This is a genomic window from Proteus faecis (assembly GCF_030286765.1).
GTDB lineage: Bacteria > Pseudomonadota > Gammaproteobacteria > Enterobacterales > Enterobacteriaceae > Proteus > Proteus faecis.
Window position 1 is genome coordinate 96,395 of the sequence record NZ_JASVWV010000003.1, and the last position, 20,033, is coordinate 116,427.

Annotated in this window: 20 protein-coding genes, 1 tRNA gene and 1 riboswitch; of the genes, 9 read left to right on the forward strand and 12 right to left on the reverse strand. The window is 35.7% G+C overall.

Annotated features, from left to right (window positions below):
- Positions 1-25: 25 nt before the first annotated feature.
- Together QSH13_RS06010 and QSH13_RS06015 are read right to left on the reverse strand one after the other, a co-directional pair.
- Positions 26-865 (reverse strand): N-acetylmuramoyl-L-alanine amidase, encoded by an 840-nt coding sequence (locus QSH13_RS06010; protein ID WP_109406674.1) that lies wholly within the window; start codon positions 863-865, stop codon positions 26-28.
- 99 nt (positions 866-964) lie between these two features.
- The gene (locus QSH13_RS06015) at positions 965-2,437 is read right to left on the reverse strand and encodes an alanine/glycine:cation symporter family protein (protein WP_109395701.1); all 1,473 of its coding nucleotides are present in this window, start codon (positions 2,435-2,437) and stop codon (positions 965-967) included.
- A gap of 1,329 nt (positions 2,438-3,766) precedes the next feature.
- On the opposite strand from QSH13_RS06015, the gene QSH13_RS06020 reads away from it, so the two are divergent.
- Positions 3,767-4,000: a DNA polymerase III subunit theta gene (locus QSH13_RS06020; RefSeq protein ID WP_023581873.1), complete on the forward strand. Its 234-nt coding sequence runs from the start codon at positions 3,767-3,769 to the stop codon at positions 3,998-4,000.
- Positions 4,001-4,104: 104 nt separating this feature from the next.
- Here QSH13_RS06020 and yebF read toward each other — a convergent pair whose 3' ends face one another.
- Positions 4,105-4,494 carry a protein YebF gene (gene yebF / locus QSH13_RS06025; protein ID WP_109395702.1) on the reverse strand — a complete coding sequence of 130 codons (390 nt, stop codon included), beginning with the start codon at positions 4,492-4,494 and terminating at the stop codon, positions 4,105-4,107.
- A gap of 96 nt (positions 4,495-4,590) precedes the next feature.
- Positions 4,591-4,773, reverse strand: coding sequence for a YoaH family protein (locus QSH13_RS06030; RefSeq protein WP_069367593.1), 183 nt, complete (start codon positions 4,771-4,773; stop codon positions 4,591-4,593).
- 112 nt (positions 4,774-4,885) lie between these two features.
- Between QSH13_RS06030 and pabB the strand changes: the two genes are divergently transcribed.
- The 4 genes from pabB to mntP all read left to right on the forward strand — a co-directional run bounded on the left by pabB (position 4,886) and on the right by mntP (position 9,644).
- On the forward strand, positions 4,886-6,271 hold the full coding sequence (gene pabB / locus QSH13_RS06035; RefSeq protein ID WP_185902019.1) for an aminodeoxychorismate synthase component 1: 1,386 nt from the start codon (positions 4,886-4,888) through the stop codon (positions 6,269-6,271).
- On the forward strand, positions 6,258-6,821 hold the full coding sequence (locus QSH13_RS06040; protein ID WP_109395704.1) for a CoA pyrophosphatase: 564 nt from the start codon (positions 6,258-6,260) through the stop codon (positions 6,819-6,821). Before pabB ends, QSH13_RS06040 begins: the two co-directional genes overlap by 14 nt.
- Before the next feature lie 184 nt (positions 6,822-7,005).
- Entirely contained in the window at positions 7,006-8,367 is a 1,362-nt protein-coding gene (locus tag QSH13_RS06045; RefSeq protein WP_286038927.1) for an L-serine ammonia-lyase, read from the forward strand.
- A 491-nt stretch (positions 8,368-8,858) separates the two neighbouring features.
- Positions 8,859-8,972: riboswitch (yybP-ykoY riboswitch) on the forward strand.
- Positions 8,973-9,056: 84 nt separating this feature from the next.
- Positions 9,057-9,644, forward strand: coding sequence for a manganese efflux pump MntP (mntP, locus tag QSH13_RS06050; protein ID WP_109395706.1), 588 nt, complete (start codon positions 9,057-9,059; stop codon positions 9,642-9,644).
- A gap of 91 nt (positions 9,645-9,735) precedes the next feature.
- On the opposite strand, the gene rlmA is transcribed toward mntP, so the two are convergent.
- Together rlmA and psiE are read right to left on the reverse strand one after the other, a co-directional pair.
- Positions 9,736-10,551, reverse strand: coding sequence for a 23S rRNA (guanine(745)-N(1))-methyltransferase (gene rlmA / locus QSH13_RS06055; protein ID WP_109395707.1), 816 nt, complete (start codon positions 10,549-10,551; stop codon positions 9,736-9,738).
- A 147-nt stretch (positions 10,552-10,698) separates the two neighbouring features.
- A complete protein-coding gene (gene psiE / locus QSH13_RS06060) occupies positions 10,699-11,112 on the reverse strand; it encodes a phosphate-starvation-inducible protein PsiE (protein WP_109395708.1) in 414 nt (137 codons plus the stop codon).
- Positions 11,113-11,346: 234 nt separating this feature from the next.
- On the opposite strand from psiE, the gene QSH13_RS06065 reads away from it, so the two are divergent.
- The gene (locus tag QSH13_RS06065) at positions 11,347-11,793 is read left to right on the forward strand and encodes a universal stress protein (protein ID WP_109395709.1); all 447 of its coding nucleotides are present in this window, start codon (positions 11,347-11,349) and stop codon (positions 11,791-11,793) included.
- Between the two features lie 252 nt (positions 11,794-12,045).
- Positions 12,046-12,630 (forward strand): GrpB family protein, encoded by a 585-nt coding sequence (locus QSH13_RS06070; protein ID WP_109406677.1) that lies wholly within the window; start codon positions 12,046-12,048, stop codon positions 12,628-12,630.
- 74 nt (positions 12,631-12,704) lie between these two features.
- On the opposite strand, the gene QSH13_RS06075 is transcribed toward QSH13_RS06070, so the two are convergent.
- The 3 genes from QSH13_RS06075 to cycA form a co-directional block, all read right to left on the reverse strand.
- Positions 12,705-13,523, reverse strand: a complete 819-nt coding sequence (locus tag QSH13_RS06075) for an MBL fold metallo-hydrolase (RefSeq protein WP_109395711.1) — start codon at positions 13,521-13,523, stop codon at positions 12,705-12,707.
- A 198-nt stretch (positions 13,524-13,721) separates the two neighbouring features.
- On the reverse strand, positions 13,722-14,156 hold the full coding sequence (locus tag QSH13_RS06080) for a universal stress protein (RefSeq protein WP_109395712.1): 435 nt from the start codon (positions 14,154-14,156) through the stop codon (positions 13,722-13,724).
- Between the two features lie 278 nt (positions 14,157-14,434).
- Positions 14,435-15,847 carry a D-serine/D-alanine/glycine transporter gene (gene cycA / locus QSH13_RS06085; protein ID WP_109395713.1) on the reverse strand — a complete coding sequence of 471 codons (1,413 nt, stop codon included), beginning with the start codon at positions 15,845-15,847 and terminating at the stop codon, positions 14,435-14,437.
- A 260-nt stretch (positions 15,848-16,107) separates the two neighbouring features.
- Between cycA and QSH13_RS06090 the strand changes: the two genes are divergently transcribed.
- Positions 16,108-16,183: transfer RNA gene (locus QSH13_RS06090), tRNA-Lys, on the forward strand.
- 192 nt (positions 16,184-16,375) lie between these two features.
- The gene (locus tag QSH13_RS06095) at positions 16,376-16,606 is read left to right on the forward strand and encodes a hypothetical protein (RefSeq protein WP_249717691.1); all 231 of its coding nucleotides are present in this window, start codon (positions 16,376-16,378) and stop codon (positions 16,604-16,606) included.
- 493 nt (positions 16,607-17,099) lie between these two features.
- Here QSH13_RS06095 and QSH13_RS06100 read toward each other — a convergent pair whose 3' ends face one another.
- The 3 genes from QSH13_RS06100 to QSH13_RS06110 are packed head-to-tail and all read right to left on the reverse strand — an operon-like array spanning position 17,100 to position 20,030.
- Complete coding sequence (locus QSH13_RS06100; RefSeq protein WP_286038928.1) at positions 17,100-18,746, reverse strand: hypothetical protein; 1,647 nt, start codon at positions 18,744-18,746, stop codon at positions 17,100-17,102.
- Complete coding sequence (locus tag QSH13_RS06105) at positions 18,743-19,336, reverse strand: baseplate complex protein (protein ID WP_196734776.1); 594 nt, start codon at positions 19,334-19,336, stop codon at positions 18,743-18,745. The genes QSH13_RS06100 and QSH13_RS06105 overlap by 4 nt, the downstream gene beginning before the upstream one ends.
- A complete protein-coding gene (locus tag QSH13_RS06110; RefSeq protein ID WP_286038929.1) occupies positions 19,308-20,030 on the reverse strand; it encodes a hypothetical protein in 723 nt (240 codons plus the stop codon). The genes QSH13_RS06105 and QSH13_RS06110 overlap by 29 nt, the downstream gene beginning before the upstream one ends.
- Between the last annotated feature and the right edge of the window lie 3 nt (positions 20,031-20,033).

Genomic DNA, 20,033 nt, shown 5'->3' on the forward strand with positions numbered 1-20,033 from the left:
TTACTATCTATTCATCATAGAAAACTTAAGTTCGGTATTTATCAATCAATGCTCTTAAAATCGCTTCTGATTGAGCATCAGGGATCCCATTCGCTTTGCTCGCCCTAAAATGCATTTGGAAGGCCTTCACTACTTTTTGTGCATTATTATCTAATACACCATTTGTTGGTGTTTGATAACCATATTGCTGCAATAACTGTTGGAAAGTTGCAACGTCAACAGGCTCTGAAGGTTCTCTACCCGCTAAATAAGTTTGTACTAACGCCTTATCTGGCCAAGCACCTATTCCTTGGCTGGCTAATCTTTCCCAAGGGAATAAAGGCCCCGGATCAACTTTTCTGAGAGGTGCAATATCACTGTGACCCAAAACATTTTGAGGTTCAATATTATAGCGTTCAATAATATCTTTCATTACCACTGAAATAGTCACAATTTGGTCTGCAGTATAAGAATACCAATACCTAAACTTCCCATTATCACGATAACCCAAATTAACTATTTCAATCCCAATGGAGCAATTGTTTAGGCTAGTTGCATTTCCCCACTGACTAATACCTGCATGCCATGCAATTTCTCTTTCATCCACTAATGAAGTAATCACTGGTTTTCCATCAATCGATGATGGATGTGTAGGGATCAAATAGTGACTACTGACTCGGCCAGCTGTAAGCACCTTAAACGAGCGTTCATCATCAAGGGCGGTATAGTGCATTACCAGATATTTTACACAGTCATTTGCTTCCTGCTTATTAGGAACAACTTTAACTATATATTCACCTCTATCGATAAATACGGGTTGCTTGGCACAACTGGTTAAGAGGCTTATTGCAATAAGTAATCCTATATAATACCGACTAGACCTCATTTCTGATCCTTGATTAATTATTCCCAAAGCTAAATTGTAATAAAAAAACCCATATTAAAAAATATGGGTTTTGAATTTTGACGCTTTTTTATGATTGCTTTAGTTATTGCTCACTTTTTCACATCGAACTAAAGGTTCATCAGGAATAATATTCTTATCCCAAATCCCTTCTTCAATATCATCTTGCAACTCTGGATATTGTCGAATATCAAATGTAGGCACTAAACCTGCTTGTCGTTGCTGGTTATAATCTTTAACTAATTTTAAGGCGACACCAGAAAGTAAGATGATTGCAATTAAATTAGTCATTGCCATTAATCCCATAGAGAGATCGGCCATTTTCCAAACAAGAGGCATATCCGCTAAAGCACCAAACATCACCATGCCTAACACTGCTGAACGTAACAGGAATAGCCCTGTTGTGTGATTACGTTCAAGAAAAATCATATTACTCTCAGCATAAGCATAATTAGCAATAATGGAGGTAAAAGCGAAGAAGAAAATTGCAATCGCAATAAAGGTGCTTCCCCATCCCCCGACACTCGATGACAAGGCCAATTGTGTTAATTGAATACCATTAATACCTTCCGGATAACTGTCTAATACCCCCGATGATAAAATGATCACCGCGGTGGCACTACAAATAACCAAGGTATCCATAAAAACACCTAACATCTGAATATAGCCTTGAGATGCAGGATGTGGTGGATAAGGTGTTGCTGAAGCCGCAGCATTAGGTGCCGATCCCATCCCTGCTTCATTCGAAAAGAGGCCACGCTGAATACCTTGAGTCATCGCTTGACTAATACCGTAAGCAACTGCACCTGCAGCGGCTTCTTGTAATCCAAACGCACTTTTAAAAATTAAAATGAAAACTTCGGGTAAGCGTTCAATATGATCTGCAACGACCCAAAATGCTAATAATAAATAAGCTGTTGCCATAATAGGAACAACTAACTCAGCAACACGAGCAACCCAACGCAGGCCACCAAAAATAATAAATCCGCTCGTTAATACTAAAAAGAGCCCCACATAGAATGGATCAAAATTAAAGGCAGAAGCTGTAGCTTGAGCAATCGAATTCGCTTGGACAGCATTAAAAACCAAGCCAAAAGCGATAATCAAGAAAATGGCGAAGAGAACCCCCATCCAGCGCATTTTTAGTCCTTTCGTCATATAATAAGCAGGACCACCTCGATAATTACCATCATCATCTTTTGTTTTATAAAGTTGCGCGAGTGTACTTTCTATTAATGATGTTGCCATGCCAATTAAAGCAACTACCCACATCCAAAAAATAGCGCCAGGACCACCCGCTGTTAAAGCAATCGCGACACCTGTCAAGTTACCAGTACCTACACGCGCAGCTAAACTGGTGCATAATGCCTGGAAGGAAGAGATCCCTGATTTATCTGACTTATGGCTATTTTTTAAAATAGAGAACATATGACTAAAATGTCGGATTTGTATAAATCCGGTACGGATAGTAAAGTAAATACCTACTCCGAGAAGCAAGTAGATAAGAACATATCCCCATAAAATGTTATTCGCAAAGTTTATTAGCCCTGTCAAATTAATCCCCTTATGTAATAACGTATATAACCTATCCTTACATCGCTATTGAAATAAAAAAGTAAGCAGATATCGTGTAATTAAGTCAATTACTGATCCGAATCCGTCTTAAAGTAATATCAAGAATTACTGTGTGAAAAGCGAACCAAATGTAACACAATATTGTGTGCCATGTATATTTTTTGTTTATTTTTTTACATGTTATTATTTTAATTTAATTATCTTATTAACTAAAGCAACCAATATTGAAAAATAAAAACCCTCTATATATCATTAAGATAAATAATTATTTCTTTATTTTATTAACGCAAAAAAGTAAGCTGAATACATTAATCATTAAGTTAATCAGTCATTTTAGAAAAAACACAAATAGAGTAAAAAAACATCAATTAATAATTTTCGCTATTTATCTAAAATAAGATTTAAATGAACCATTAAAGCAATTAATTAAGATGTTTTTTAATATTCAATTTAACATTTCAGTAATTAACCTTTAAGAAATAAAGCTTGTTACTAAAATCGACAATAAATATTTCATATTTCTTCATCCAATAAAATGCTTTAATATTAATAAGATATTAAGACAAGATAAAAAAACAAACTTTACATTTTTATTTTATCACACCTATTAAATTCATTAATTCTAATATGATTTGTGATCTTTCATTTTTTATGAATACGATTGATTGTTTTCTTTTCTTTTTTTATTCACTTACTATTCATGAATAACTCTATTTTTTGAATATTAATTAAAGTTTATTTCATATTAATAAAAAAATGTAGAATCACGTAAGTTTACCTATTAACCATTTGGTTAATTTTATTTATACTATGTTTTTCCCTGGTGTTGTATTATTTTTCGCCCTGTTTCCACAACAGGGCATTTTTTCATCTCAATATTTTAGCGCTTTATCATAACTCCTTGTCAAATATTAAAAAATAAAAACACATAAAATATCCAATTAATAAATCATCATTATTCATCTATTCTTGATACAAAATCTTCTACTTTTTTCATTGATCTAAATCAAACAAAACATTCGCATTACTTACCTTTTTTATAGATAAACTGCTTTTTTTCTACTTTAAAACCTATTTAATAAAAGTTGGAAATGCTCACTCTATCATTAGATTTATTTAAATTACCCACAAAGTAGTATAACAATTAAAGAGATATAAAATTTTATTGTTATATTTAATCGACTTGATTAAAAATCACCCAAAATAAAGTTCACTATTTTGCTATACATTAATGACTAATCTCTTTATCTGCTTGCATTAATAAGCAAGCTCTTTTACTTTACGTATATTGTTATAGAGGGAAAGATAATGAGTTATAACCTTTCAGAATTAACACAAGAAGAAAAAGATAAACTAAATATAAGCTTAGCCGCTTCAGGCGTCGCGTTTAAAGAACGCTATAACATGCCTGTCGTTGCAGATGCTGTTTTAAGAGAACAGCCTCAAGCTTTTCAAGCTTTCTTTCAAGAAAGACTGGTATTTTATCGTGCAAGAAGCCAACACTATTCTCGTTTGCCTTATGAACCACCAGTAAAAAAATAGTCAAATACTCTCCACTATTTTGATAATGACAAAAAAAAGAGATAAACCTTAGTTTATCTCTTTTTCTTTCAATAGATTAATTAGAACTCACTATCATTAATCTATTATTTAGGAGAAACATAAGTAATAGTATTGTCATCACAATTGACTTGAACATTGTAACGAAGATCTGTTCTCGCCCCTCTTACATTCAATACCATCTGGTAGCTATTATCCATCTTGATAATTTCATTAGCATTGATACTTGCAACAGGTTTTGAACCTAATGCATTTTTATCATCTTGCCAGCGAGGTAAACGATTCTGTAAATAATCATTCTTTACTCTTGCAACAAGTTGATTGTTATCTAAATTAACGCAACTCGCAAAAGGAGCAGAACGCACAATATCTTTATTAACATTTTCGATACTTTCTGCGGATACTCCAAAAGAAATAGCAAGCAAAAAACCTGCTCCAAGTATCCCTGTTTGACCAATAAACTTGCTTAATTTCATATAACCCCCCGAAAATATCCCTTAAAACAGGATGTGTATTCATTAAGCATAGCACAGGGTTAATAACACAATTGTGACATTTGTTAAAAAAATGTTCTATTCATTCTCATCGTCAAATACGATAGAAACTGATTCGCGGGTGGTATGTTTCTCTCTCAACTCTTGAGCGACTAACTGAATTGCCTCTCCGCTACTCATTCCTTCAGCCATTAGAGATTGAATTTTTTCTACTGCTTTTTGCTGCTCTTCATGTGTTAATGTAGGCATTCCTAGAAACATAATGTTACTCTTATCTTTATTAACGTCTATTTTGTATTTACATGAGTGTAATCTTTTTGATTACAATTTATTGTGCGAATAATACAACACACTTTGTTTACATGGTCATAAGATGGATATTCAATTACAACAACGTGAATTAATTTATACCCCAGATCTGGCACTACGGGTATTTTCTCCTATCGCGTCATTACCTTGGTCTAGTTTACTTCATTCTGGCTTTGCCGAACATCCTCATAATCGTTTTGATATTGTTGTTTCCGATCCTGTTGTGACTTTAGAAACTCGCAAACAAACGACAACAATTAAAGAAAAAAATGGCACAGTAAAACGTTCCAAAAAAGATCCCTTTACTCTCATTCAATCTGCATTAGAACAATTTGATTTTCACCCAGAATATAATGAGTCATTACCTTTTTTAGGTGGCGCTTTGGGTATATGGAGTTATGATTTAGGCCGTCGTTTTGAAAAATTACCTGAAATAGCGAAAAATGAACTTAATTTCGCAGATATGGCAATTGGTATTTATGATTGGGCACTTATTGTCGATCATCGCTTAAAAAAAGCCACTTTAGTTGGCTATCATAATATTGATGAGCGCTTACAATGGTTAGAAAGCCAAACGTCCACATCTCTTAATTCTCAATTTACCTTAACAACAGATTGGCAATCAAACATCGATAGTGATGAATATAACGAGAAAATTGCTAAAATTCATCAATACTTGCTTTCAGGTGACTGTTATCAAGTTAACTTGGCTCAACGCTTTTGTGCAAACTATACTGGCAGTGAATGGAATGCATTCTTAACATTAAATCAAGCTAATAAAGCACCGTTCTCTTCTTTTATGTGTTTACCCAACAATTTTGTGATTAGTGTTTCACCTGAGCGCTTTATTCATTTAGCTAATAATAAAATAGAAACACGCCCAATAAAGGGAACACTTCCTCGTAAAGCATCACCTGAAGAAGATGATGAACAAGCACAATTATTAGCAAATTCGCGTAAAGATCGCGCAGAAAACTTAATGATTGTAGATTTAATGCGTAATGATATTGGAAAAGTTGCAGTAACAGGTTCAGTAAAAGTGCCAGAGTTATTTGTTGTTGAGCGTTTCCCAGCAGTACATCATTTAGTCAGTACAATTACAGCGCAGTTACCTTCTCATTTAACTGCGACTGATTTATTAAGAGCAGCTTTCCCCGGCGGTTCTATCACGGGGGCCCCAAAAATCAGAGCGATGGAGATCATCGAAGAGCTTGAACCTCATCGTCGCCATGGATACTGTGGTGCAATTGGTTATATCAGTTTTTGTGGCACAATGGACACCAATATCAGCATTCGCACTTTATTGACTGAAAAAAATAAAATTTACTGCTGGGCTGGAGGTGGTATTGTTGCTGATAGCGTTGCTGAAAAAGAGTACCAAGAAACATTCGATAAACTTGGGCAAATATTAACTGTTTTAAGTGAGTCTACTATCGATGACACCCATTGATACTTTTATCAATCGTTTTCAACTCACATTACCGAATGACAAGGTAAATCAGCCTCTTGATACCCAAAAATCGGCAGCCGTCTTGCTGCCGATTATTAATAAACCGAATCCAACATTATTATTAACTGAACGTGCATCAACGTTACGTTCTCATGCTGGGCAGGTTGCGCTACCCGGCGGTAAACGTGATCCTGAAGATAATAACCTTATTGTAACAGCACTAAGAGAAGCGCATGAAGAAGTCGCCATTCCTCCTAATGCAGTAACCGTTATTGGTCAATTAGCCCCGTTGCAAAGTTCTAGCGGATATTTAGTCACTCCTATTGTGGGCGTTATTCCTGCCGGTTTGCCTTTACGCCATAACCCTGCTGAAGTCGCCTCTATCTTTGAAATGCCACTAAGCCATGTACTTAATGCCCAACATTATCAACCTCTAGATTTTCATCGTGCTGGTGAAAATCATCGGATCTACTTTTATCCCTATAATGGACATCTAGTTTGGGGATTAACCGCTGCTATTTTGCATAGACTCGCTTTACATATCACTTAACTCACTATTTTATATTCAGCTTGTGCTTTTTCTCACCACCTTCACAACTCTACTTAGCTATTTTAAAAAAATGTTGTAAACTACATCATTAACGGGACGATATAATCGTAAAAACGATCCCTTTACTATAAATAACTATATTTTATTCTTTTTAACCCTCTCTCTTATTATTAAGGAGTCTGACGTGATTAGCGTTTTCGACATGTTTAAAGTGGGCATCGGACCATCTAGCTCTCACACCGTAGGGCCAATGAAAGCGGGTAAAGAATTTGTCGACGATTTAGTCAGCCAGGAATTGATTGCCTCTGTCACTCGCGTAGCTGTTGATGTTTACGGCTCCTTGTCTTTGACAGGCAAAGGTCACCATACTGATATCGCAATTATTATGGGGTTAGCAGGTAATGCACCAGCTACTGTCGATATTGACAGCATTCCCGGTTTTATTCGTGAAGTTGAAGAAACTGGCAAGCTATCATTAGCAAACGGCTTAAAAGTGGTCGATTTCCCAGCAGAAAGCATGCATTTCAGCAATGACAACCTGTCATTACATGAAAATGGTATGACAATCCATGCTTTTGCTGGCGACAAAGAAATCTATCGAAAAACCTACTACTCTATCGGTGGGGGTTTTATCGTTGATGAAGAAAACTTCGGTAAATCAACATTAAATAGCAAGCCTGTTTCATATCCTTATGCTAGTGCAGAAGAGTTATTAAAGCACTGTAAAGAAACAGGTTTATCTATTTCTAGCTTAATAATGAAAAATGAGCTAGATCTGCATACTCAAGCAGAAATAAATGCTTATTTCGCTGATGTTTATAAAACAATGCAAGAGTGCATTGAACACGGTTTAAATACAGAAGGCGTATTGCCGGGGCCATTACGAGTACCTCGTCGTGCCGCTGCATTAAATCGCTTATTAACGTCAAGCAACAGCCTATCAAACGATCCAATGAAAGTTGTTGATCTGATCAATATGTTTGCACTGGCAGTTAATGAAGAAAACGCAGCAGGCGGACGCGTTGTAACAGCACCAACAAATGGTGCATGTGGTATTGTTCCTGCTGTATTAGCTTACTACGATCGTTGTATTGATCCCGTCACACAAGAGATCTACTTACGTTATTTCTTAGCATCCGGTGCAATTGGTATTCTTTACAAAATGAACGCTTCTATTTCAGGTGCTGAAGTCGGTTGTCAAGGCGAAGTTGGCGTAGCTTGTTCAATGGCAGCTGCGGGTCTTGCTGAATTATTAGGTGGAAGCCCTGAACAAGTCTGTGTTGCTGCCGAAATCGGCATGGAGCACAACCTTGGTTTAACTTGTGATCCAGTTGCAGGCCAAGTTCAAGTTCCTTGTATTGAACGTAATGCAATTGCTTCAGTTAAAGCAGTTAATGCCGCACGTATGGCTATCCGTCGCACCAGTGAACCTCGTGTTTCCCTCGATAAAGTTATTGAAACTATGTATGAAACAGGTAAAGACATGAATGCTAAATACCGTGAAACATCACGCGGTGGTCTTGCAATTAAAGTGCAGTGTGACTAATTAACGCTATCTAGACGAAAAGCCATTCATTTTGAATGGCTTTTTTTATTTTAGCTATTTTATTTCAATCACCGCTTAACTCTTAGATAACTAAAGATAATAATCATAAAATACACATTTAAAATTAAGTAATATATTTTTTATAACTTAAATACTTCTTATTTCTCTATATTACATACAAGTATCAAATATACGTATTAAATATAGGTTCATTTAATATTCATTTAAATTTATAGAAAATTGAGCTTATAATTTTCAGGTGTATTCATTTTTATAAAAAATTAATATTTTATTATAATGATAATTAAAACCCATTGTTTATTATATGGTTATTTATTCATCACATTGAAATTTATCATTTTTTTAACATCTAAGAATTATTTATAATATATTTTAAGTTGCCATACACAATAATGATAATTATTATCAATATCATCTTTAAAATATAATAAATAATATGTTGCCTTTCGAAAATAATATGTTATCTTCTGCACCAAGTCATTGGGGAGTAGCCTGTCTTAAAATAAAAAATCTTATTTTAAGAAATCTGTATCAACATACTCGCTTATTTTTATCTAGCGTGGTACAGATGCCGTAATACGGTTGGCAAGACCATAGACACATGATTGTACTTCTTTGGTTGGGGGTCAATTGTGTGTATATGGAAATACCCCAACCGAGGCTTTATTATGAGTTTCTACGCTACTATCATTCTCGCCCTAGCCCTTTCTATGGACGCATTTGCTGTTGCTGTCTGTAAGGGTGCCACATTACACAAACCTCGTTTCCGCGAAGCACTCCGTACTGGATTTATATTTGGTATTATCGAAGCCAGCACACCCGTTATTGGTTGGGCACTCGGTTTATATACTAGCCAATATATCATTCAATGGGATCACTGGATTGCCTTTGGATTACTGTTTGTTCTTGGTAGCCGGATGATTTACCAAAGCTTAAAACGTGGTGATGATTGCCCTTGTGAAGAAGATGCGCCACAACGTCACGGCTCACTATCTTTAATCGCAACCGGTATTGCAACAAGCCTTGATGCAATGGCAATTGGTGTCGGTTTAGCGTTCCTTCAAGTTAATATTGTTCATACCGCAATGACAATTGGTATGATGACCATGATCATGGCAACTCTGGGTATGTTAATTGGCCGTTATATTGGCCCAGTACTTGGAAAAAAAGCAGAAATTATTGGTGGGATTGTATTAATTGCTATCGGCTTTAATATTGTATTTGAACACTTAGAATTATTTATGTACGCTAAATAATTGCTAATAAAGCATATTAAAAAGCTTAGGTTTGTAATATCACGACCTAAGCTTTTTTATTCATTTAACAAAATACTTTGATTTCACATTATTAAGCATGACGTTGATAGACACGAATCAAAAAATCTGTTTCGCATTCAAAGTTTTTACTTTCCGCTAATGCCTGTTTTACTTCTTCACTTGCACGCCATGCAAACGGTGTCATTTGTAATAAATCAAAAGCCTGCTTACCGTTTAAATTCATCATATAAGCAACTTGATGTTCAGATACTTTATTAAATCCATCAAAATGTTCTTCTTTTAATGGATGCAGATGTACTTCTGAATAAATCAGTGATTTTAACTGATAGAGATGACGTGGCGCTGGTGTAACAGTAATAATGTAACCATTGTTCACAATAACTCTTGCTAATTCATCACTATTACAAGGGGCGTAAATACGCACAACCGCATTTAAAGAAGCATCACAAAAAGGTAAACGTTGACTTGAGGCTACACAAAAATGAATTGATGAATAACGTTTAGCTGCATATTTAATCGCAACCTTTGAAACATCTAAGCCATACACTTGTGGATTATGCAATTTTAGATTTTGATAAAACTGATGAGTATAATAGCCTTCACCACACCCAATATCCAATATCACACTGTTATCTTCAGGTAATAATATTTGTATTAATTCAGCCACTTTATCTCGCATTGGCTGGTAAAAACCTGCATCTAAAAACGTACGACGTGCATTTATCATTTCTGCACTATCACCGGGCTCTTTTGAGCGTTTAAATTGCACTGGCAATAAATTGACATAGCCTTCTTTAGCACAATCGAATTGATGATTATTTTCACAGATCCAACTGTGAGCTTGAAGAGAAAGAGCCTGATAACATAATGGACATTGATAAGACATAGTAATAATTTTTGTATAACCCAGAGTAGAATAAGGAGAGATAATAACATACCTCTCCTAATCTTGCGGAAAACCTAACTCTTTATTTTTAATTTTAAGTCATGCTTTCTATGCTAAGTCGCTTAATAAGTACAACTTATAGGCGGATCAAGTTCGTTTTAGTTTTTCAGTATTCGCGATAAATAACGCAATAACTAACAGCAATATTGCACCTGATTGTATTAGCGTATCAACCGAATTTTTATGCTCAACAATAATTAAACGCACTATTGCCGTTATTCCAATATAAATAAAATATCTAAGAGGGAAATGCCCGCCAGATAAAAAATACTTAACAATAAGCGCAATAAACTCAAAATAAAGAAAATAGATCAAAATACCTTCTAATAATTGATAAGATGACTCTTCTGCACCTAAATTAAATAATAATGAAGCGATTACATACGTTTCTTTGATAAGAAAACTGACTAATACAATCGCTAAAATAAGTAACCCAATATTAAGCACCCACTGTAATATAGTGGCAATACATTTCAGTAATTCTTCGCTTGATTTTTTCATATAAACTATAACCTAGTGAGATCATTCCGTGATATGTAAAAATAATAAAAGCTCAATTAGACAATTTTACTAAATTTTAATGGATTTACGCATTCACCACACCATTTTTTATCTTTTAGAGCCAAAAAACCAAGAATAATGATGCTGCAATCGCAATATTTACTTTTAAATTTCAACTTATAAGCTGATTTACCTATACTTAATTTAAGAGCTAATATATTGAAAAGGCACACTATGGCTAACAAATACCTCGTTGCAATTGATTTATTAGAAGATAGCAGAATTCAGCGCATGATCGAAGATATTCACTTCTTAGCTAGAAAACCAGAAAATTATTTCCATTTCATTACAGTGATGCCCAACTTGCGCTCTTTAGAAGCTTACGGGCTTAATTGTGATAGCTCGTCTGTTGTTGAGAAAAAACAACAAGCTTTAGTTTTATTAACCGAAAAATTAGAGCAATGTGTGACACAACAATTTAACTTACCCAAAGAACAATACCAATGCCATGCCATTATTGGTACACCTAATTATAATATTCTAGAGCTAGCAGAAAAAATTGATGCGGATACCATTATTATAGGTTCAAGCTCACGTAACCAACGCAATATATTGCTGGGGTCAACAGCGGATTATATTGTAAACAACACGTCGCGTTCAGTAATGGTTATTCGTAAGTAAAATCACTAAGACACTTTCCTTTTGGCAATAAAGTTAAATTATTTATTGCCAATAAATATTCTACCATTCTTTTCGTTATAAATAGCACTAAATGCACTTTAATTTTTTTGTTTCAGTAGGTTATTTTGTTAGAATGTAGATCAAAAAACAAAAAATTTATCTCTTTTTTATTTCGATTTCTGCTTTTACCCTAAATTTAATTCCAATAAATTTTTTCACTCTCTATCTTCCAAAACCTTAAATGAGATACTTATGCATCAAGATCTAAAACAGAAAATCTGTACATTTGAAGCAGGTTCTCCTGATGAAAACCCATGGGTAAATGGAAAACCAACACCTAGTGTAATAAAGATTGAGCCATATAATGAATTATGGGTAACATTATATAATCAACAAAAAGAAAATATTATCCAAAAATTAAAAGATAAATGTTTAGCTATTGAGCATATTGGATCAACAGCAGTACCTAAGTTAAATGCAAAACCGATCATCGATATTGATTTAATTGTTGCTGATCCTACCGATGAACCTAGCTATATTCCTAAATTAAATCAATTAGGCTATAAACTTACGGTAAGAGAGCCTTCGTGGTATCAACATCGTATGCTAAAACTAGAAACACCTAATGTGAATCTACATGTCTTTGCACCTAATTGTCCTGAACACCTTAGGCATATTTTATTTAGAGATTGGTTAATTAACCATAAAGAAGATAGAGAGTTATATATAGAGGCAAAACTCAGCGCCAAAGAAGATGTTGAAAATGTACATCAATATAATCAGAAAAAAGATCACATTGTAAAAGCCATTTATCAGCGAATTTTTAATTCACTTTGAGTGACCTATTCTCCTCTTTATTTCGTATCCTTAGACTATTTCTAAAATAAGGATATAAATTTTACTGTTAATTTTTATTCAAAAGATAGCGATTGTCCTGTATTGAAATCTTTAGCATTAAGATATTTTCGCCCTAATACACCTGTACAATGACATCCATACACATCAATATTTTCATCTATAGCTTTTTTAGCGCGTTGTAATGCAAATGGTGTTGCACAACGTAAATGTAAGCCCCCCACAATTGCTTGAATTTGATGATTACCTGTTATTTTTTTCGCATGCCCAATGATAGATTCAATCCCCGAATGGCTACAACCAGTGATAATCACTAGGCCTTTTTTCCCTTGCCAAACAAGAAAGCTATCATCAAGAACATAATCATCTTCTTCACCTGATCCATGAATAATAACACCGTAGCGTTTATTCACTTGACGTTGAGTCACTTGTCCCGAATAGATAAAATTTTCTTCGATTACTATCGGTACTTCTGTTAATTCAAAAGAAAATTGTGCTTCAAGCTTTTTGCGATCAAATAAAGGAGCTAATCGTTTAAATTTAATATTCTTATTGCCTAAAAAAAGCGCTGAATAACGAACAGAAAATAAATGAGGATGAGCGACAATACGCGGTTTATGAGTAAAAAAATCTGCGGGTAAATGTGTAAGTCCACCCAAATGATCATAATGCCCATGGGACACAACTATCGTTTTCAATGTAGTTAAATCAATCCCCATCTTTTTGGCATTTGAAATAAAGCTAAGATCTTTTCCTGTATCAAAAAGTATTTTAGCTTGGCACTCATCATCTTCTAACAATAGTGACAAACCAGGATAATGGTTAAGTTCAGGGTTAATCGATTTATTTTCTAGTAATGCTGTGATGGTTAACATAGGAATTTTTTAATTATTATTAGGGAATAACTTTATAGTAATAAAAAAAAGAATTCTTTCCAAACATAAAAGCTATTGATTTGTACGATTACTTTACTTGCTTAACTGCATAATCGCTGTTACGTATGAACAAAACATAACAGCGATATCACTAAACTCTACAAATGTTCTTATTTATTATTTATCAACATATTAGGCTTATCGTACAACCATAACAGAACGTTTTGCATAACGTGTAATATCTGCGGCTGTTGAACCGATATGATAAAAATCGTCTTCAGGATTATGCGAACCAATCACAATTAAATCCGCATCTACTTCATCAGCAATCTGCAATATTGCATCTCGTGGTGTTCCAATACAAATGTGAGTTTGCATTCTATCGTCAGGTAAATCAAAACGCTCAATTATTTTTGTAAGCTCTTTTTCCGCTGACGCTTTTAAGCATCCTTGATCTAATTGTTCGTTATTTATAACAAGTCGATAATAGGAAGATTGTGGAAGTTTAGGAAGTACATACAAAAAGTGAACATAAGGATCTTCATTTTTTGCAATATTTTCTACTAACGGAATTGCTTTGTTCATCAGGTTATCTTCATCAATATCAATGGGAACCAAAATATTCTTATACATACCGCCTCCTTTTATTTTAATTGTAGGATAGTGTATTTTTAGAAAAATACCGGATGTAGTTAACACATTTTAAAAATAATTTATTTCAGAAAGATAATATCAACTATTCACTCAACAAAAAGGTGAAAAAAAAAGTAAAAAAGGAATGAAAATAAAATAAACTTTATTTTTAATACTTTTTTATTTTTAATAACTGTTAATTAGTATTAGCATTTTATTTTTAATAAAAAGCCTTATTAAATAATAAGGCTTTTCACTTTTTCGATATTGCTATTGAATTATTTTTGAATAAGGTTTTTCTGTTTATTCTTCTTAACGTATTGATAACCAACTGCTAATGCAATAAACCATAATGGAGTCACACTTAATGCTTGGCGAGTATCATGTTCAAAAGCTAATAGCACTGTCATAAATACAAAAAATGCAAGACATAGCCACGACATAATAATTCCTAAAGGCATTTTATAGATAGACTTCTCATGCAGTTGAGGGCGTTTTTTACGATATGCCAGATAAGAGCATAAAATCATACTCCAAATAAACATAAATAATAACGCAGAGACTGTTGTTACCAAAGTAAATACATGCATAACATCAGGAATAAAGTAGATTAATATAATTCCACATGATAAACATAAGCTGGTAAATAACAGTCCATTGGCAGGCACTGCACGTTTAGATAATTGACTAAACTGTTTTGGTGCTTCGCCTTCTTTAGATAAACCAAATAACATTCGGCTTGTAGAAAATATCCCACTATTCGCAGAAGAGGCAGCTGCAGTTAATACCACGAAGTTGACTAAACTTGCGGCTGCAGGTATTCCTATCATAACGAATAACTCAACAAATGGACTTTTATCCGCCAAAATAGAGCGCCATGGTGTTACCGACATAATAATAGCTAATGCTAATACGTAAAAAGTAATAATACGGATAGGTATCGCATTGATTGCTTTCGGTAAAGATTTTTCTGGATTACGTGTTTCAGCAGCCGCAGTACCGACTAATTCAATCCCAACAAAAGCAAAAATGGCAATTTGGAATCCGGCAAAAAATCCACTTAACCCTTTAGGGAACATTCCTCCATCATTCCAGATATTCTCTAGTGCTGCGGTATGTCCTGCTGGTGATTCAAACCCAATACTAATAAGAACAATACCAACAATAATTAAAGAAACTATTGCGGTTATTTTTATCATAGAGAACCAAAATTCCATTTCCCCGAAGAGTTTGACTGTCGCTAAATTTAAAATAAGCAATGTCAGCACACAAATAAAGGATGTGCCCCACTCAGGAAAATTAGGAGCCCAATAACTAATATAAGACGTTATAGCAACGATATCAGCAATACCAGTGATGACCCAACAAAACCAATATGTCCAACCAACAAAGAAACCAGCCCATGGCCCTAATAAATCACCAGCAAAATCACTAAATGACTTATATTCTAAATTTGATAATAACAGCTCGCCCATTGCTCTCATCACAAAGAATAAGACAAAGCCAATTATCATATACACAAAAATAATTGATGGTCCAGCTAACGAAATGGTTTTTCCTGATCCCATAAATAGACCAGTACCGATAGCACCACCAATAGCAATTAACTGAATATGACGATTTGTTAGCCCGCGCTGTAGAGTGGCATTTTTCACTCTAGCGGGAGGAGAAATTTCTGTTTGATCTTCCATATAATACCTGAAGTGTTTTCATATTTTCGATGTTGTTTTCACCGCTATTTTATTTTTTAACGCGGTAATATGTTTGCGAAATTATTGTGACACAAATCTCAGTATAAGTAATGAAAAGATCACTTTTAGTAAAATGAATGATGATTTGATAACCAGATAAGATCCTTTCTTTAATTTAATCGGCGATATTTTATCCATTTGAAAAAAAATCGAAATAAGCACTTGACCATCACATTTTAGAGGAGAATAATCAGCGCATCGGGTTGTTAGCTCAGTCGGTAGAGCAGTTGACTCTTAATCAATTGGTCGGGAGTTCGAGCCTCCCACAACCCACCAATTTTAAGCTGACAAATCAGACATTTACGCCACTTAACAATAAGTGGCTTTTTTGTATCAGGAAGAAAGTGGCGACAAAATGGCGACAGAGATTTTTTACTCTTTAGCTTCTGCATAGAAGTTTACATTCTATATCTTCCTTAGTATGTTTATATATCAATCAACCAGATATATTCAAATAAGGTATACTTTATGAAAGAAATATTATTTATTTCAGAAACTAGCTTTGCAGAACCAATAATGATGAATGAAGAAAATGATTATCTAATTTATAATTATAAAGATAATGAGTCAGGAGAAAATATAACAAAAAAACTTCCAATAGAAGAATATCTAATTAATGATAAAAAATACCTAATTATAAAAGAAAGTAAATTAATTACTCCCGAAAGAATAGAATATGAAATATCAAATTTTTATTAACTTTTTCAGTTTCAAAAATCTATAACTCACTGAAAAATAAATATTCTCTAAATTGCTCTCGCGTAAAATGTGGATCATCAACCCCACGTAAAGTATGAAATTTCTTTTACTATCAATGCATTAATTTTTTATCGCGATCCTTTTTCTATCTCTCAAACTGAAATAACCTGAAATCTTTTACAATCATTTCAGTTTGACGCCTACGCAAAGAACCCAATCCCCGCGCACCCTCACGATATGTTTTGTAAAAATTTCAAACTGAAATAATTTTTAGATCCAAATTGTGCAGGCGGGTGCGGATTAGTGCGTTTTACGTGGTGAATGATTTTATTTCGTGGGGATTATGCGCCCGCAGTCGCACGCTATCGATGCGATCCATTTTGAGCTAATGCAGATGTATTATGAGAATTGAACGCCTTAGCGTGGCGTAGAAGTGGTTATATTGAGGGTATAAAAAAGCCCGCAAGCGCGGGCAAGGATGGTAACGATTTTATCACCCAATGACAGGTGAATACTTCTGTTTTAGTCCTATTGATTTGGTGCCTGTGTTGCTAATGACAGAGGCATTTAATGGACTGCCCGTGTTGTTATGAGTATGGTTTGCCGTGAGTGTGGCTAACTCATTCACCACATCTAAGGTATCTAACATGCACTGCATCACATTCAATTGTTCATTACCCAAATAAACAACGGGTGCCATGATTTTTTGCATCGCGCCTGCAATACTAGAACGCACTGCCCCGATTTTTTCCTCCAGTTTCTGACCAACATCTATCGTCATATTTTGCCCCACAGCAATAACCCTATTAGCTTGCGTTGCTTGGCTAAAATCGCCCTCTGCAATTTGCATAATGGCACCTGCCATTAACGTGCTGGTGCCAATGACTGTGGTTTTATCGGTAGCTTGTACGGTGGTTTCTCTGGCGATAACGGTGCGATTTTCTGTGTCGGTTTTGACTTCGCGGTGCATCGACTCTTCAATGATTTTCTGGTCAGTTTGACGATGCCATGTACCGTCCTGCGTAACCCGTTGTGATACCTCTTGACGTTGCTGTTGCAGTTGTTCGCCTGGCTTAATATCGGGCAAGGTATTGCCCTGACTTAACACTTGGCGAATAAACGGTTTATCTGCACGGCCATTTTCAAACGCAATTTCAACCATCGAACCCACTGGCGGATATTGAAACATTCCTGACTCATTGCCAGCCATGGGTAACGGTAACGGCACTGCGTGATAAACGGGTGCCACATCATTGCCGTCGGCATCAACCATTTGCACGTCAACGGCGTATTTCGGTCTAAAGGGGTCTGAAATATCCCCCGCGGTAGTGTTTTCTGTGGGTGCTTCAACACGGGCAAATTTCGGCAAGTGCAACCCTGCAGAAAGTTCGGGGTAAGCATTATCAATTTGTTGTTGTGCTATGGTGCGATTTTCGGCTCGTCCTGTAATCGCATCGGGGCTAATCCACGTTAACGTCATATTGTCGTTATCAAGGGCAACACGCTCTAAGCGTTTATCATTCACTTTCACACCAGGACGCAAACTTTGCACCATCGGGATAGTCATTTGATTACCGGCACGTTGTTCAGAAGAAAACTGATTGTCTATTTCAATCTCTTTATCTTTCCAAAATGAATCATTCCAGCTTCCTACGAACACGTCACCGTCTGGTGTTTGATACCATACGTAATCGGGAATATTGAAGACTTTGCCCAGGCTATTTAATAATTGATAACCCGTACCGTTATGGGTGTAGTGTGGAATTGGGGTATTCACATATTCGGCACTCGGTAACACAAAATGTAATCCGCTGTGCTCTTTTAGATAATCGGTGATCTGTTTTAAGGTGGGATGCTGAAAAGAGCATGGCCACATTCTGTCGAATACGCCAACCAATTCGCGCACGAACAATTTTTGAAAACCATTTTGTGACGGTTGCGAACGCTCCACATAGCCCGTGAAATACCGTAATAGTAAATCCGTGTAGCCAATATCAAGGCGCACCAATTTACCCGTGTAGTCTGTGTCTGTTTTAGCAGTAATAAACCCTCGGCCACATTGAGATAATTCCAGCACCATTTTAACGTCAACGAGGTGTGTTTCATCACCCGATAAATAAAGTCGATTAATTGATTTCATTTAAATATCCCACCGAGTCCGTCGTTAATTGGTTTTAACACCTCTTTTTCAAACCGACTCAATTCCTGCTCTTGTTCTGGCGCTCCTTCTCCGTTGGCTTTCGGCTTATCACTCATGTTTTGTGTTTTAGCCTTAACTTGCCCTGCCGAACGACTCTCACGTTTTTCGGGTACCGATAAATGCTCACGCAGAGTAAAAGTAATTTGCCAAGCTTGCTTGCCGTCCATTTTTGAAGCATCGATGCCATTAGTGAATGTGCCCAGGCGAAAATTAATCGCGCTGGCCATACGGTTGGCCACACGATAGCGTTTTAGTAATCCATTTTCTTTGGCTTCCGCCAACGCAAATAAACGGGTTAGCGTTTTTTCTTCGGTGAAAGGGATCGTGCCCGTGATGCGTAGCTCTTTGGGTTTAATCCCCTGCTCACTGTTTACCGTGCTTGATGACTGCCCCGACTGGTCTTTGTCTTGATACATCATGGAGGGTGTAACCGTGAGATTTTTTAATAAAATCGCTTCACCGTCCAGCGCTAATGTAATGATTTGACTGACTTTCGGTGTGTTATTTTCGTTGAGTGGTGTCTGTGTCATGCATCATTCCTTTGATTGCATCAATATCTCCCGCAAACAATGTGGCCAAGGTATAAACCGCATCTTGTTCAGGGATTTCTTTTTTCATTTTATCCGCTAATTCTACGCCGTTACCTTTTCCCTGGAACACCCAAACCGTGGTTGATTTTCCCAGTAAGCCCGCCAATGAATCAGCCATGCCTTGCAAGATATTTTTTCGACTTTCCGCAAATCCTTTTACGCTAGAAAGTAACCCCGCCACACTTGCCCCGCTTGAGGCTTCACTTTTTGCCTTTTCAATTAATCCCGCATTGATTACCGCACGGCTATTATTGGTTGATAATGTTTGTGGTTCTGGAATACCCGCTAACGTTTTAGCGGGTATCTGCATTTTGGTGATATTCAGGCTTTCGGCTGTTTTGGCCATACGTTCAACTTGGCTAAACACAGGCAAAGGCAATACGCCCGAAAAGGCTTGAATTGCATTGATAAACTCGTCATGAGTACGGGCACAAATCATTGTCACCACAATATCAACCTCGCCCGCACCCTGAATTTTATTCGCAATATAATTAATCGCATTGGTGGGGCTTAAATAACTGCCTGTGGCGGTATTCTGCCCAACACCATAAATAAATGGGTGAACGGGCAGTAATGAACAGGTAATTTCTGTTAACCCGCTGGAAATCGCTAATTTTTTATATTTCCAATTCATTTT

What these genes read in the sequence shown, in the direction of transcription:
- QSH13_RS06010 (WP_109406674.1), bottom strand. Translation starts at nt 865, where the DNA reads ATGAGGTCTAGTCGGTATTATATAGGATTACTTATTGCAATAAGCCTC.
- QSH13_RS06020 (WP_023581873.1), top strand. Translation starts at nt 3,767, where the DNA reads ATGAGTTATAACCTTTCAGAATTAACACAAGAAGAAAAAGATAAACTA.
- yebF (WP_109395702.1), bottom strand. Translation starts at nt 4,494, where the DNA reads ATGAAATTAAGCAAGTTTATTGGTCAAACAGGGATACTTGGAGCAGGT.
- QSH13_RS06030 (WP_069367593.1), bottom strand. Translation starts at nt 4,773, where the DNA reads ATGTTTCTAGGAATGCCTACATTAACACATGAAGAGCAGCAAAAAGCA.
- pabB (WP_185902019.1), top strand. Translation starts at nt 4,886, where the DNA reads ATGGATATTCAATTACAACAACGTGAATTAATTTATACCCCAGATCTG.
- QSH13_RS06040 (WP_109395704.1), top strand. Translation starts at nt 6,258, where the DNA reads ATGACACCCATTGATACTTTTATCAATCGTTTTCAACTCACATTACCG.
- mntP (WP_109395706.1), top strand. Translation starts at nt 9,057, where the DNA reads ATGAGTTTCTACGCTACTATCATTCTCGCCCTAGCCCTTTCTATGGAC.
- rlmA (WP_109395707.1), bottom strand. Translation starts at nt 10,551, where the DNA reads ATGTCTTATCAATGTCCATTATGTTATCAGGCTCTTTCTCTTCAAGCT.
- psiE (WP_109395708.1), bottom strand. Translation starts at nt 11,112, where the DNA reads ATGAAAAAATCAAGCGAAGAATTACTGAAATGTATTGCCACTATATTA.
- QSH13_RS06065 (WP_109395709.1), top strand. Translation starts at nt 11,347, where the DNA reads ATGGCTAACAAATACCTCGTTGCAATTGATTTATTAGAAGATAGCAGA.
- QSH13_RS06070 (WP_109406677.1), top strand. Translation starts at nt 12,046, where the DNA reads ATGCATCAAGATCTAAAACAGAAAATCTGTACATTTGAAGCAGGTTCT.
- QSH13_RS06075 (WP_109395711.1), bottom strand. Translation starts at nt 13,523, where the DNA reads ATGTTAACCATCACAGCATTACTAGAAAATAAATCGATTAACCCTGAA.
- QSH13_RS06080 (WP_109395712.1), bottom strand. Translation starts at nt 14,156, where the DNA reads ATGTATAAGAATATTTTGGTTCCCATTGATATTGATGAAGATAACCTG.
- cycA (WP_109395713.1), bottom strand. Translation starts at nt 15,847, where the DNA reads ATGGAAGATCAAACAGAAATTTCTCCTCCCGCTAGAGTGAAAAATGCC.
- QSH13_RS06095 (WP_249717691.1), top strand. Translation starts at nt 16,376, where the DNA reads ATGAAAGAAATATTATTTATTTCAGAAACTAGCTTTGCAGAACCAATA.
- QSH13_RS06100 (WP_286038928.1), bottom strand. Translation starts at nt 18,746, where the DNA reads ATGAAATCAATTAATCGACTTTATTTATCGGGTGATGAAACACACCTC.
- QSH13_RS06105 (WP_196734776.1), bottom strand. Translation starts at nt 19,336, where the DNA reads ATGACACAGACACCACTCAACGAAAATAACACACCGAAAGTCAGTCAA.
- QSH13_RS06110 (WP_286038929.1), bottom strand. Translation starts at nt 20,030, where the DNA reads ATGAATTGGAAATATAAAAAATTAGCGATTTCCAGCGGGTTAACAGAA.